General features: G+C 72.1%; 9 protein-coding genes. 7 read left to right on the forward strand and 2 right to left on the reverse strand.

The window, feature by feature from the left end:
* Positions 1–98: 98 nt before the first annotated feature.
* Positions 99–2,684 carry a PA14 domain-containing protein gene (locus tag ACFY6S_RS03070; RefSeq protein ID WP_388821970.1) on the reverse strand — a complete coding sequence of 862 codons (2,586 nt, stop codon included), beginning with the start codon at positions 2,682–2,684 and terminating at the stop codon, positions 99–101.
* A 210-nt stretch (positions 2,685–2,894) separates the two neighbouring features.
* Between ACFY6S_RS03070 and ACFY6S_RS03075 the strand changes: the two genes are divergently transcribed.
* The 6 genes from ACFY6S_RS03075 (at position 2,895) to ACFY6S_RS03100 (ending at position 9,874) form a co-directional block, all read left to right on the forward strand.
* Positions 2,895–3,938: a LacI family DNA-binding transcriptional regulator gene (locus ACFY6S_RS03075; protein WP_388821973.1), complete on the forward strand. Its 1,044-nt coding sequence runs from the start codon at positions 2,895–2,897 to the stop codon at positions 3,936–3,938.
* 184 nt (positions 3,939–4,122) lie between these two features.
* The gene (locus tag ACFY6S_RS03080) at positions 4,123–5,214 is read left to right on the forward strand and encodes an ABC transporter substrate-binding protein (protein WP_388821976.1); all 1,092 of its coding nucleotides are present in this window, start codon (positions 4,123–4,125) and stop codon (positions 5,212–5,214) included.
* Between the two features lies 1 nt (position 5,215).
* Positions 5,216–6,745, forward strand: a complete 1,530-nt coding sequence (locus ACFY6S_RS03085) for a sugar ABC transporter ATP-binding protein (RefSeq protein ID WP_388821979.1) — start codon at positions 5,216–5,218, stop codon at positions 6,743–6,745.
* A complete protein-coding gene (locus ACFY6S_RS03090) occupies positions 6,738–7,703 on the forward strand; it encodes an ABC transporter permease (RefSeq protein WP_388821982.1) in 966 nt (321 codons plus the stop codon). The genes ACFY6S_RS03085 and ACFY6S_RS03090 overlap by 8 nt, the downstream gene beginning before the upstream one ends.
* Before the next feature lie 5 nt (positions 7,704–7,708).
* Positions 7,709–8,725 carry an ABC transporter permease gene (locus ACFY6S_RS03095; protein ID WP_388822911.1) on the forward strand — a complete coding sequence of 339 codons (1,017 nt, stop codon included), beginning with the start codon at positions 7,709–7,711 and terminating at the stop codon, positions 8,723–8,725.
* Between the two features lie 192 nt (positions 8,726–8,917).
* Positions 8,918–9,874: a DMT family transporter gene (locus ACFY6S_RS03100; RefSeq protein WP_388821986.1), complete on the forward strand. Its 957-nt coding sequence runs from the start codon at positions 8,918–8,920 to the stop codon at positions 9,872–9,874.
* On the opposite strand, the gene ACFY6S_RS03105 is transcribed toward ACFY6S_RS03100, so the two are convergent.
* On the reverse strand, positions 9,755–11,044 hold the full coding sequence (locus tag ACFY6S_RS03105; protein WP_388821989.1) for a transglycosylase family protein: 1,290 nt from the start codon (positions 11,042–11,044) through the stop codon (positions 9,755–9,757). The genes ACFY6S_RS03100 and ACFY6S_RS03105 overlap by 120 nt on opposite strands.
* 258 nt (positions 11,045–11,302) lie before the next feature.
* On the opposite strand from ACFY6S_RS03105, the gene ACFY6S_RS03110 reads away from it, so the two are divergent.
* Positions 11,303–13,858, forward strand: a complete 2,556-nt coding sequence (locus ACFY6S_RS03110) for a glycoside hydrolase family 3 C-terminal domain-containing protein (protein WP_388821992.1) — start codon at positions 11,303–11,305, stop codon at positions 13,856–13,858.
* Positions 13,859–13,867 lie beyond the last annotated feature (9 nt).

A 13,867-nucleotide genomic window follows, 5' to 3' on the forward strand; every position in this document is an offset into this window, starting at 1 on the left:
GCTCTATTCCCGGCGCCCCGCCCCGGGTGCGGGGCGCGGACGCGCGGTGGCCCCGGTCCGTCGCGGGGAGGCGGGGACCGGGGCCGTTCGCGTCTCGGTCAGGAGGTGCCGCACTCCATCGAGGACGGGTCGGAGGCGTCGCGGATCAGTGCGTCATGCGCCGCCTTGAGCCGCTTCACATCGGGCTTCATCACCTTGCGGTCGTAGGTGAGCAGGCCGTTCAGCTCGCCCTCCACATCGGTGATCTGGGTGTAGACCGCGCCGTTGCCGCCCCGGCAGGCGAGGGTGCGCACCTTGGCCAGCTCGGCCAGATAGGCGTCGGTGTACGCGGCCTGGTCGACGCCCACATAGGTGTGCTGCACCGGCCAGGCGTGGCCCGGCACGGCGAGGCCGAGGCCGCCGTACTCGCCGGCGACCAGCGCCCGTTCGCCGTCCGGAGCCGGCAACTGCGCGCTCGGATAGCCGTGGGCGTCGGCGATGTCGCCGTTGCCGCCGTCGACCGCGCCGCAGCAGTTGACGCCGCTCATGTTGTTGATGAGCCGGGTCGGGTCCCACGCCTTGGCCTGGTCGGCGACCCTGGCCTGGTCGTACTGGCCCCAGCCCTCGTTGAAGGTGACCCACATGATCACCGACGGGCTGCTGCTGTGCTGGTCGATCATCTTCTTCATCTCGCGCTCGTACTCGGCGCGCGACTCCGCGTTCGGATTGATCGTGTTCATGGCGGGCATGTCCTGCCACACGAGGAGTCCGAGCCGGTCCGCCCAGTAGAACCACCGGTCGGGTTCGACCTTGATGTGCTTGCGCACGGAGTTGTAGCCGAGCCGCTTGTGTTCCTTGAGGTCGAAGGCGAGCGCCTCGTCGGTCGGCGCGGTGTGCAGTCCGTCCGGCCAGAAGCCCTGGTCGAGGGTGGCCATCAGGAAGGTGGGTTCGCCGTTGAGCAGGGTGCGCGGGGTGCCGTTCACCTTCTCGACGGAGATGGAGCGCATCCCGAAGTAGCTGCCGACGGTGTCCGCCCCCGCCTTCACCTCCAGCCGGTACAGATACGGGTCGTCGGGCGACCAGAGCCGGGGATCGCGCACGGGCACGCTCAGCGCCGTCCCGCTGCGGCCGGAGACCGCGGCGATCTTGCGCTTGCCGTAGTAGGCGGTGGCCGTCACCGGGGTCCCGTCGCGCAGGCCGCGCACCTCGACGGCGAGCTTCTCGCCCGGTACGTCGGGGGTGAGCTTGAGGGAGCCGATGTGGTCGGCCGCGACGGGCTCCATCCAGACGGTCTGCCAGATCCCGGAGGACGGGGTGTACCAGATGCCGCTGGGGTCGAGGCGCTGCTTGCCGATGGGCGGGTTCTCGCCGTCCTTGGCGTCGGTCGGGTCGTAGACACCGACGATCAGCTCCTGGGTACGGCCGGGCTTCAGCGCGTCGGTGACATCGACGCTGAACCGGTCGTAGCCGCCCTTGTGCTCGGTGACCTTCCTGCCGTTGACGTAGACCTCGGCCTGCCAGTCGACGGCGTCGAAGTTGAGGTTCAGCCGCTTGCCCTTGCCCACCTGCCAGTTGGCCGGGACGGTGAAGGTACGGCGGTACCACATCCGGTCCTCGTGCCGCTCGACTCCGGAGAGCTGCGACTCCACGGGGTACGGGACGAGGATCTTCTCGCGCAGCGTCCTGCCGACCGGCGGGCTCTCGCCCTTCTTCGCCGCGGCGAACTGCCACTGGCCGTTGAGGTTCTGCCAGGCGTCCCGGGTGAGCTGCGGGCGGGGGTACTCGGGGTGGGCGTTCCGCGGGCCGACGTCCTTGGCCCAGGGGGTGGTCAGCTCGTACTCCGAGTGGTTGGGCCCGCTGCTCCAGAACGCCTCGACCCGCTTGCCCTGCTGGGAGACGAGGCCGGCCGTGCCGTCGTAGCGCACATCGGCGGTGCCGCCCTTGCCGACGACGGGTTCCTTGAGCGTGACCAGCAGTCGCCGGGCGTCCTTCGGGTCCCGCTTGACGGTGCTCAGCGGCCATTCGGCGCCGCCGATGACGGCCCGCAGTCCGGCGACGGCCCTGGCGGGCGGCGCGGCGAGCTTCTGCGCGAAGTCGAGACGCAGGGTGCGGCCGTCCGGCAGGACGGTGGCGGCGAGGGCGCCGTCGTACGCGTAGCCGTCCGGCAGCCGGAACGCCGACTGCGGCACCGGCTGCTTGCTGCCGCCGGGCTCGGTCCAGCGCAGACGGAGGTTGGCGCCGCCGTAGTGCTGGAAGTACTCCACCTTGATGTCGTAGGCGCGGCCGGCGGTGAGATCGACGGGCTGGGCGGTCTGTTCCTTGTCCCAGTCGTCGACCCAGTGGTCGATGGCCAGCCGGCCGTCGACCCAGAGCCGGAATCCGTTGTCGCCGATGACCGAGAAGGTGTGCGCGCCCGTGGTGGCCGGTACGACCTTCCCGGTCCAGCGCACATTGACATCGGTCGTGCGGCCGGTGGTGGCGCTCAGCCGGGGTTCCAGGTTGCCGAAGTCGATGGTCGGGTCGAAGGCGGTGGCCTTCAGCTCGTGGAAGTCGAAGGCTCCGGGTGCCGACTGGGTGTAGTACTCGCCCTTGAGACCGTGGGCCTCGACCGGCGGGTCCGTGGCCGAAGCCGCGGGAGCGGCGGTGAGTCCGGCGACGCCCAGAACGGCGGCGAGCAAGAGGGCCAGTTTTCTTCGGATGCGCACAAGTCCTCCTTGTGATGAGAGGGTGGCGGCTCGCTGCGTCAGTCTGTACAACGTTGGAAGGAACGGCAGTTGGCATGACAGCACGCCGTTCCGCTCACTGTCCAGGGTCATGACAAGGAGCGATTCCGCGCGCCCTGGACCCACCGCACAACATCGCGCACCATGAGCACGAGGGCGGGCCCGCGGGTCCGCCCCGGAGGGGAAGTGTCGGTGTCCGTCAGCCTCAAGGACGTCGCGGAACGCGCGGGCGTCTCGATCAAGACCGTCTCGAACGTGGTCAACCACTACCCGCACGTCACCCCCGCGATGCGTTCCCGGGTCCAGCGGGCCATCGACGAGCTGGGCTACCGACCGAATCTGACGGCTCGTCACCTACGGAAGGGCCGTACCGGAATCCTGGCTCTGGCAGTTCCCGAGCTGGGCAATCCGTACTTCGCCGAGCTGGCGGGCGCGGTCATCGACGCGGCGGCCGAGCACGACTACACCGTGCTGCTCGACCACACCGGGGGCCGCCGCGAGCAGGAGGTCCTCGTCAGTCAGGGATTCCGGGCCCGGGTCATCGACGGACTGATCCTCAGCCCCATCGAGCTGGAACGCGAGGACCTGCTCGCCCGTGACCACGACGCCCCGCTGGTGCTGCTCGGGGAGCGCGCCTACGACCTGCCGTACGACCACATCGCGATCGACAACGTCGCGGCGGCCCGGACGGCGGTACGGCATCTGCTCGGCCTCGGCAGGTCGCGGATCGTCTTCCTGGGGGCGCGTACCGACCGGGTCAACGAGCCCTCGCAGCTGCGGGTGCGCGGCTGGCGGGCGGAGCTGGCGGCGGCGGGGCTGCCCGCGCCCGACTCGCTGATCGCCGCGACGGGCGGCTGGGAGCACGCGGACGGCGCGGCGGCCATGGCGGCCGTACTGGACTCGGGCGAGCGGCCCGACGCGGTCTTCGCGTACAACGACCTGATCGCGATCGGCGCGATGCGGGTGCTCGCGGAGCGCGGGCTGCGGGTGCCGGAGGATGTCGCGGTGGTGGGGTTCGACGACATCACCGAGGGCCGCTACGGCGCGGTGACCCTGACCACCATCTCGCCGGACAAGCACACCATCGCGCGCCTCGCCGTACGGTGCGTGGTGGAACGGCTGCACGGGGAGCCGGGGCCGGCCGCCCCGACCGGGGCCGGCGGACCGGGCGGCGCGCGTGAACTCCGGGCGGAATTCCGGCTGGTGGAGCGGGAGAGCACGATCGGCGGACGCTGACCGACCGGGGCCTCGCCACGCGGAAGCGGCGAGGGGCTGTTATGACGCGTGGGGTTTACAGGCTCCGTACAACGATGTAAAAACCCATCGAACGATCGCAGCAGGACCATGCCGACCAGCAGACCGTACGAGCCGGACCTCCGTGTGTTCTTCGCCCGGGTCCGCGCCGGAATGGGGTTCCGCCATGAAGTCTTCCGCCGTCCGCCGTTCCACCACCACAGCCGTGCTCGCCGCGAGCCTGGTCGCCTCCCTCGCGCTCGCCGGATGCGCCAAGTCCGAGTCGGACGAGGCCGGCGACTCCGCCGCCGCGACCGGGAGCGGCGGGGGTCAGGTCGTCGCCACTCCCGGCGCCGGCAAGGCCGCCACCTGCACCGTCGACCAGTTCGGCGGCGCGAAGTCCGATCTCGCCCATGCGACCGTGGGCTTCTCCCAGTCCGAGAAGGAGGCCAACCCCTTCCGGATCGCCGAGACCGCCTCCATCAAGGCGGAGGCGAAGCGACGGGGCGTCAAACTCCTGACGGCCAACGCCCAGTCGCAGTTCTCCAAGCAGATCAGCGATGTGCAGGACCTGATCGCCAAGGGCGCGGACCTGCTGGTGATCGCGCCGCTCAACTCCGACGGGTGGGGCCCGGTGCTGCGCGCGGCGGCGGCGAAGAAGATCCCGATCGTGACCATCGACCGGAAGATCAACGCGACCGCCTGCAAGGACTATATGAGCTTCATCGGCTCGGACTTCGTCGAGCAGGGCAGTCGCGCGGCGGACCGGATGATCGAGGCGACCGGCGGGAAGGGCAAGGTCGCCATCCTGCTCGGCGCGGCCGGGAACAACGTGACCACCGAACGGACCAAGGGGTTCAAGGACCGGATCGAGGAGAAGGCCCCCGACCTCCAGGTGGTGTTCGAGCAGACCGGCGAGTTCGCCCGGGAGAAGGGCCAGCAGGTCACCGAGCAGCTCATCCAGTCCAACCCGGACATCACCGGTATCTACGCCGAGAACGACGAGATGGGGCTCGGGGCCGTCAACGCCCTCAAGAGCGCCGGCAAGAAGCCGGGAGCGGTCAAGATCGTGACGGTCGACGGCACCCGCAACGCGGTGCGGTCCATCGTGGACGGCTGGATCTCCGGGGTCATCGAGTCCAACCCGCGCTTCGGACCGCTCGCCTTCGAGACCCTCGACACCTTCACCAAGGGCGACAAGGTCGACCAGGACATCGTCATCCAGGACAGCGCCTACACCGACGAGAACGCCAAGGCTGATCTGGACAAGGCTTTCTGACGTGCTGTCCGTCACGGGGCTGACCAAGTCCTTCCCCGGCGCCCGGGCGCTCGACGGCCTGGACCTCTCGGTCGGGCCCGGTGAGGTCCACGCGCTGATCGGCGAGAACGGGGCGGGCAAGTCCACCCTCATCAAGCTGCTCACCGGGGTGTACCGGCCGGACCGGGGCGAGATCGTCTTCCGCGGCGAGCCGGTGCGGTTCGCGACCCCGCTGGAGGCGCAGCACGCCGGGATCTCCACCATCTACCAGGAGGTCAACCTCGTCCCGCTGATGTCCGTGGCCCGCAACCTCTTCCTGGGGCGCGAGCCGCGCGGCAGGCTCGGCCTGATCGACTTCGGCCGGATGCACCGCGAGGCCGCCGAGGCGCTGGCCGGGCTCGGTCTGCGGGTGGACGTGCGGCGACCGCTGCGCTCGCTCGGGGTCGGCGCGCAGCAGATGGTGGCGCTCGCGCGGGCCGTGTCCGTCGACGCGCGGGTGGTCATCATGGACGAGCCCACCTCCTCGCTCGAACCGCGCGAGGTCCGCACCCTGTTCGGGGTGATCCGGATGCTCAAGGAGCGCGGGATCGCGGTGATCTATGTCAGTCACCGGCTCGACGAGCTGTACGAGGTCTGCGACACCGTCACCGTGCTGCGGGACGGCAAGCGGGTCCACACCGGCCCGATCGCGGAGCTCGACCGGCTGCGGCTGGTCTCCCTGATGCTGGGGCGCGAGATGGGCGAGGTGCGCGGCGAAGGGCTCACGAAATTCAGCGGTGCGCATGAGACGGGCGGTGAACCCGTACTTGAAGCAACGAATCTGACGGTACGTCATCAGCTTCGTTCGGTGTCGGTCAGCGTCCGGCCGGGCGAGGTGGTGGGCCTGGGCGGGCTGCTCGGCTCGGGCCGCAGCGAGACCGCGCGGGCCATCGCCGGGGCGCTGCCCACCGACTCCGGCCGGGTGCTGGTGGCGGGGACACCGGTACGCGGCGGCTCCACGCCCGCCGCGATCAGGGCGGGCATCAGCCTGCTGCCCGAGGACCGCAAGGCCGAGGGCATCGTGCCCGGCCTGTCCGTGCGCGAGAACATCGCGCTGGCGGCGCTCCCCGGGCTCTCCCGCTTCGGGCTGGTGGACGACGCCCGGATCGACCGGGTGGTGGACACCTTCATGAAGCGGCTGCGGATCAAGGCGTCCGGCCCGCACCAGCGGGTCGGCGAGCTGTCCGGGGGCAATCAGCAGAAGGTGCTGCTGGCCCGCTGGCTCGCCATGCGGCCGAAGGTACTGCTCCTGGACGAGCCCACCCGGGGCATCGACGTCGGCGCCAAGGCCGAGGTGCAGGGGCTGATCGACGAACTCGCCGACGAGGGGCTCGCGGTGGTGCTGATCTCGTCCGACATGGAGGAGCTGATCGAGGGCTCCGACCGGGTCGTGGTCCTCAAGGACGGTGCGGTGGTGACAGAGCTGACCGGGGCCGAGGTCACCGAGGAGCGACTGCTGCACGCGATCGCCGGGCAGCGCGCGGCCGGCGGGGAAGGGGGCCGGGATGAGTGAGCTGACGGCCGCCCGGCGCGCTCCCCTGGACCGCGCACGGGTGCTGACGTTCCTTCAGGAGTACGGCGTGTACGCGGGCGTGGCCGTGCTGCTGCTGGCCAACGCCGCGTTCACCCCGCACTTCCTGTCCGCGGAGAACTTCCGTACGCAGGCCGTGCAGGTCGCGCCGGTCCTGATCGTGGCGCTCGGGATGGCGCTGGCCATCGGCAGCGAGGGCGTCGACCTGTCCGTCGGCTCGGTGATGGCACTGTCGACCTCCCTGCTGTCCCTCTATCTCGGCTACGGGCCGTGGATCGCGCTGATCGTGGCGGTGCTCGGCGGGGCGGTCGTCGGACTCGCCAGCGGCTCGCTGATCGCCTTCATCGGCGTGCAGCCCATCGTGGCGACCCTCGCCCTGATGGTCGCGGGACGCGGGATCGCGCTGGTGCTGCTGCCGCAGCTGAAGGACGTACGGGACCCGGGGCTGGCCTCGCTCGGCTCGGGCGATCTGCTCGGTGTCCCGTATCTGGTGCTGATCGCGGGCGCGTTGGCGCTGGCGGTCGGTTTCACCGTACGGCGCACGACCTTCGGCCGGCAGCTGCTGGCGATCGGGGACAGCCGGCCGGCGGCGCGGCTGGCGGGGCTGCCGGTGCGCCGGGTGCTGATCCTCGTCTACGTCTGCTCGGGCGTGCTCGCGGCGATCGCGGGGGTCCTGGCCACCGCCAGGCTCCAGGCCAGCGACCCGACTTCGCTGGGCACCCTGATGGAGCTGTCGGCGATCACCGCCGTGGTGGTCGGTGGCACCCCCCTGACCGGGGGCCGGATCCGGATCGGCGGCACCGTGGCGGGCGCCGTCCTGATCCAGTTGCTGACCGCCACGCTCATCAAGCACGATCTGCCGCCGTCCTGGACGCAGATCGCCCAGGCCGTGGTGATCGTGCTCGCGGTGTACGCGGCACGGGAACGGGGGAAGCGGTGACCGCTGTGCGGACCACGACGACGGAGAGCGGACCCGCGCCGACGCGTGCGGAGCCGCTCGGCGCGAGCCGGGGCGAGCGGATCAGCGCGCTCGCGCAGCAGCACGGCGCGCTGGTCACGCTGGTGCTGGTGGCGCTCGCCGCCTCCATCGGCTTCGACACGTTCCTGACCGGGGACAACCTGGAGAACATGGCGGTCTCCTCGGCGTTCCTCGCCGTGGTGGCCCTCGGTATGACGTTCGTGATCATCACCGGGGGCATCGACCTCTCGGTGGGATCGCTGTTCGCCCTGGGCGGGGTGCTCGCGGCCTGGGGCTCGCGGTACGGAACAGGGGTCGCGCTGCTGCTTCCGCTCGCGGTCTGCGGGCTGATCGGCATGGTCAACGGGGTGCTGATCGCGCGGGCCCGGCTCGCCCCGTTCATCGTGACCCTCGCCGCGATGCTGCTGGCGCGCGGAATCCTGCTGTCGGTCACCGACGAGGGCTCGACGACCTATCTGGTCGACGACGCGTCGTTCTTCGCACGGCTGGGCCAGGACACCCTGTTCGGCATCGGCGTACCCGTGTGGATCACGGTGGCCCTCTTCGTGCTGGGCGCGCTCGCGCTGCGCCGCAGCCGCTTCGGGCAGTACGTGTACGCGGTCGGCGGCAACGAGGACGCGGCGGCCCTCATGGGCGCCCCGGTGGCCCGTACGAAGATCGCCGTCTACACGCTCTCCGGACTCTGCGCGGGACTGGCCGGAGCGCTCAACGCGGCCTGGCTGGTCTCCGGGGTGACCATTCTCGGCACCGGTATGGAGTTGGAGGCGATCTCCGCCGTGGTCATCGGCGGCACCCTGCTGACCGGCGGCTTCGGATTCATCAGCGGGTCTCTGGTGGGGGTGCTGCTGCTGAAGGTGATCCAGAACGTCATCAACCAGATCGGTTCGCTGGACTCCGCGTACCAGCAGGTCGTCAGCGGCGCGTTCCTCGCGGTGGTGGTGATCGCGCAGACCTGGCTGGGCCGACGGCGCCGGATGCTCTGAGCGGGAACGGGAGGAACGGGAAGGGGGACGCAGGAAGGCCCCTGCCGCCCCGGGCCCGTCGTACCGCCGTTGACCTGTGGCGATACCGTCTGCGGGTGGACATCGGCGGTCCGCCGTACTGCTCCGGTAGTACGGCGGATCGCCAACCAGAGGGTGACGACGAAACGCGCCGGCCGGGAGATCGTGGACGGCATGAGCGCTCTGGTCCCGTCCGTCCTGCTGTCCCTGGTCTCCGCGATCGCCTACGCGTCCGGGGCGATCCTCCAGGAGCGGGTCGCGACGGCCACTCCCGACCGCCCCTACGCGCCCCTGCGCCACGGGGTGTGGTGGGCCGCCGTGGCGCTGAACGGGCTGGGCGCGGTGCTCCATGTGGCGGCGCTGGCGTACGGACCGCTCAGTCTGGTGCAGCCGCTCGGCGCGCTGACCATCGTCTTCGCGCCGCCCCTGGCGGCACTGTTCGTGGGCAGGGACGCCGGGCGGACCGCGTGGCGCGGCGTGGCCACGACGACGGTGGGACTGGCGGGACTGCTCGCGCTGACCGGTTCCAGCGACGCCCACTCGCTGGACGGCGTGGAGCGGGTGATCCTGGCGGCGGCCACCCTCGCCGGGGTCGGACTGGTCTTCCTGGCCGCGCAGTTGGCGCGCCGACCCGCCGCACGGAGTCTGCTGCTGGCCGGGGGCGCCGGGGCGGCGTTCGGCATCGGCTCGGTCTTCACCAAGACCGTCGCCGTGGACTGGACCTCGTCCGGGGCGACCGTTCAGCTGTCCAGTCTGCTGATCATCGGCGCCCTGGCGGCGCTCGGACTGCTGCTCTCGCAGGCGTCCTACCGGGGCGCGGGGCTGGCCGCGCCGCTGGCGGCGGTCACCGTGGTCAACCCGGTGGTGGCGGCGGCCGTGGGGATCACGCTCTTCGACGAGGGCTTCCGCTACGGACTGCCCGGTACGGTGCTGGCGCTCGGCGCGGGCGCCCTGACGGTGGGCGGGCTGATCCTGCTCACGTCCGAGCCCCGGGCCGAGCGCGGCACGTGCTCAGAGGCGGACTCCACCGGCCCGCAGGTAGGCGAGGGGGTCGATGTCGGAACCGTAACCGGGCCCCGTGCGCATCTCGAAGTGGAGATGCGGTCCCGTGCTGTTGCCGGTGGTTCCTGAACGCGCGATGCGCTGGCCCCCGCCGACCGTCTGGCCCTCGCGCACATTGAGGGCGGAGAGGTGCGCGTACTGGCTGTACTTGCCGTCCGCGTGCCGGATGACGACCTGGTAGCCGTACGCCCCCGCCCAGCCGGCCGAGACGACCGTACCGGGGCCCACGGCCTTGACGGAGGTGCCGGTGGGCACGGGGAAGTCGACACCGGTGTGGTAGCCGCTGGCCCAAGAGCCGGCCTGGCGGTACTGGGTGCCGGTGGAGGCGGTGACCGGGGCGGTGAGCGTGCCGGTCTTCTTCGTGCCGGCCTCGGTGCGGGCCGGCGCCTTGGCCTGTTGCTTGGGCTTCTCGGCGACCTTCGGCTTCTCGGCGGCCTTGGGCTTCTCGGCGGCTTTCGGCTTCTCGGCGGTCTTGGGCTTCGCCGACTGCTTCGGCCGGGTGGCCGCGCTGCCCTTCACCGGGGTCTGGACCCGCAGGACGAGCTTCTGGCCGGGGAAGATCAGGTCGGGGTCGGAGCCGATGAGCCGGCGGTTCTCCTCGTACAGCCGCTGCCAGCCGCCCTTGACGGACTCCTCGACGGCGATCCCGGAGAGCGAGTCGCCCCGCGCGACGGTGTACCCCTCGCGCTGGGTCGGTACGGAGGTGGGCGACGCGGACTTCCGCACGGCGCCCTCGGCCTTCGCCGCGCTCGCCGTACTCGCGCTCTTGACCTCGATCGGCCCGCTGCGCGCCCCGGTCTCGGCGCTGGGACGGTTCTTGGTCGATCGGGCGCTGTCCGTGGTGACGTCCGGGGCGGCGCCGCCACGGGTCAGGCCGGCCCGGACCGAGCAGGCGGGCCAGGCTCCGGGGCCCTGCCCCTTGAGGACCTTCTCCGCGATCACGATCTGCTGGTCCTTGGTGGCGAGATCGGCGCGCGCGGCGAACCGCGCCCCGCCGTACGCCTCCCAGGTGGACTGGGTGAACTGGAGACCGCCGAAATAGCTGTTACCGGTGTTGATCTGCCAGTTGCCGGTCGACTCGCAGGCGGCCACCTTCTCCCAGGTGTCCACCGACGCGCCGTGCGCCGCGCCCGCCGCGATGAGCGGCAGCGCCATTCCCGCGCCGCCCGCCGTGACGGTCAGCGACGCGCGGTTGATGCGGCTCGGCTGGTATCGGCGGTGCCGACCGGTTGCGGCCATGGCTTGGCTCCCCCACTGGCTGTAGGACTCGTCGCGAGCGGCCAACGTAAGGGCTGAGTAAGGACCGTGACAAGACCTCACCGCCTTCGCCCGCCGCACGCGGGCCGTCCGCCGTCCCTCAGCGTCCCACCCCGGAGCCCGGCGTGTCCGCGAGAGCGGGAAATTGCCGCCATTGACACCGGGGCGCCGTCCGGCGACCCTGTGGCACCGGGAGAGCGCTCTCCCGGTGGTCGTACGTCGTACACGGAGGGGGCAGCCATGGAGGCGGAGCCGACCGGGGCCGAGACCGGCCGCCTGCTGGAGAAGCTGGATCTCCGACAGAAGGTGCGCCTGCTGACCGGCGCGAGCACCTGGCGCACGCACGCGGAACCGGCGGTCGGGCTGCGCGCCCTCACCTTCTCCGACGGGCCCGCCGGGGTGCGCGGGACGGCCTGGGACGAACGCGACACGGCGCTCGTGCTGCCCTGCCCCACGGCGCTCGCGGCGGCGTGGGACGAGGAACTGGTCAGCGAGGCGGGCGAGTTGCTCGCCGCTGAGGCGCGGCGCAAAGGAGTCGACGTGCTGCTCGCGCCCACCCTGAATCTGCACCGGTCACCGCTGGGCGGCCGCCACTTCGAGTGCTTCTCCGAGGACCCGCTGCTGACCGGGCGCACGGGCGCGGCCCTGATCCGGGGCATCCAGGCGGGCGGGGTCGCGGCGACCGCGAAGCACTTCGTCGCCAATGACGCGGAGACCGACCGGCTCACGGTGGACGTACGGGTGGACGAGCGGACGCTGCGCGAGGTCTATCTCGCCCCTTTCGAGGCGGCGGTCGAGGCCGGGGTACGGGTGGTGATGTCCGCGTACAACCGTGTCAACGGCGTCACCATGAGCGCGGGGCCGCTGCTGGAGCGGCCGTTGAAGGACGAGTGGGGCTTCGAGGGCCCGGTCGTCTCCGACTGGGGGGCGGTCCGCTCGCTGCTGGACACCGCGCGGTCGGCGCAGGATCTGGCCATGCCGGGGCCGGCCGGCCCGTGGGCCGAAGGGCTGTACGCGGCGGTGGAGTCGGGGGCCGTCCCGGTGGAGCTGATCGACGAGAAGGTACGGCGGCTGCTGCGGCTGGCCGCGTGGGCGGGCGCCCGGCCGGAGCCGTCGGACCTCGTGCGGGAAGGGGTGATCCCACCATCGCCTGACGCCATGTCACCCATGCCCGGGTCCAGCGTGGTCGGCGTCCTCCCTTCAACAGCTCAGCGGCGTCAGCGGGAGCGCCCGCTGCTGCGCCGGGCCGTCGCGGCCGGGGCGGTCCTGCTGCGCAACGAGGGTTCCCTGCTGCCGCTCGACCCGGCGCGGCCGCGCTCGGTCGCGGTGATCGGTCCGCACGCGACGGCCGTGCGGATCCAGGGCGGCGGCAGCGCCGAGGTGTTCCCCGCCGATCTGGTCACACCGCTGGAGGGCATCACGGCGGCGCTGGCCGGGACCGCCCGGGTGGTGCACGCGCCCGGTCTGCCGCCGAGCGCCCGGCCCCGGCCGCTGGACCGGGCGAACACCCGCGACCCGCGCGGCGGCCGACCGGGCGTGCTGGTGCGGCTGCTGGACGCGGCCGGGGCCGAACTCCACGCCGAGCACCGGCTGTCGGGACGGATCGTGGAGCCCGCCGAGGTGGCGGGGGCGCACACCGTGGAGATCAGGGCGCTGTTCCGGCCCGACCGGGACGGCCTCTGGACGCTGGCGGTCGGCGGATGGGGCGCGCTCTCGCTGACCGTCGCGGGCCGGACCGTGCTGGCCGGGACCTTCCCGGTGGACTCCGACGACCCGACCCGGGTCCATGTGGCCCCGCCGTACCGCCACGTCCGTACCCCGCTGACCGGGGGCCGGGAGGTGGAACTCGTCGTCAGGCGCGGGCTCGACGGCGGCACGGGCGTCGCCACCGTCCTGGCCGCCGCCCCTCCCCCGGGCGACGCGGCGGCGGCGCGCGAACGCGCGGTCGCGGCGGCGCGGGAAGCGGAGGTCGCCGTGGTGGTCGTGGGGACGACGCAGGAGAGCGAGTCCGAGGGCAGCGACCGGCGCACGCTGGCGCTGCCGGGCGGTCAGGACGCGTTGGTGCGGGCGGTCGCCGGGGCCAATCCGCGCACTGTGGTGGTGCTGAACACCGGCGGTCCCGTCACCCTCCCCTGGCGCGACGAGGTCCGGGCGATTCTGCTCGCCTGGTTCCCCGGGCAGGAGGCCGGGGCCGGTCTGGCCGACGTGCTGTTCGGCCGGGTGGAGCCGGGAGGCCGGCTGCCCACCACCTGGGCGGCCACCGAGGCGGACGCTCCCGTCCTGCGCACCCGCCCGGAGGGCGGCGTCCTTCCGTACACCGAGGGCCCGTTCATCGGGTACCGGGCCTGGCTGCGCTCGGGCGCCGTCCCCGCGTACTGGTTCGGCCACGGCCTGGGGTACACGACCTGGGCGTACGAGTCGATGGAGGCGCCGGCCGAGGTGGGCGCCGGCGAGCCGTTCGACGTGCGGGTGGTGCTGCGCAACACCGGCGTACGCCGGGGGCGCGAGGTCGTCCAGCTCTATCTGGCCGGCCCCGAACCGGACGGCGGGCCGCCGGTCCCCCGGCTCGTCGGACACGCGGCGGTGGTCGCGGACCCCGGGGAGCGGGCGGTCGCGGCGGTACGGGTGGACGGCCGGGCGGCGGCCCGCTGGTCGACGCGGGAGCGCCGCTGGGTGGCGGAGCCGGGAGAGGTGACCCTGCTCTGCGGGCGGTCGGCCGGTGAACTGCCGCTGCGCGCCGTGACATCGCTGTCCCGGTCCGTGCCGGAAGCCCCTCCGGAGAGCGCTCTCCTCTGATGCTATAAA

Source organism: Streptomyces sp. NPDC012835, from assembly GCF_042900885.1.
In the GTDB taxonomy this organism is placed as follows: Bacteria; Actinomycetota; Actinomycetes; order Streptomycetales; family Streptomycetaceae; genus Streptomyces.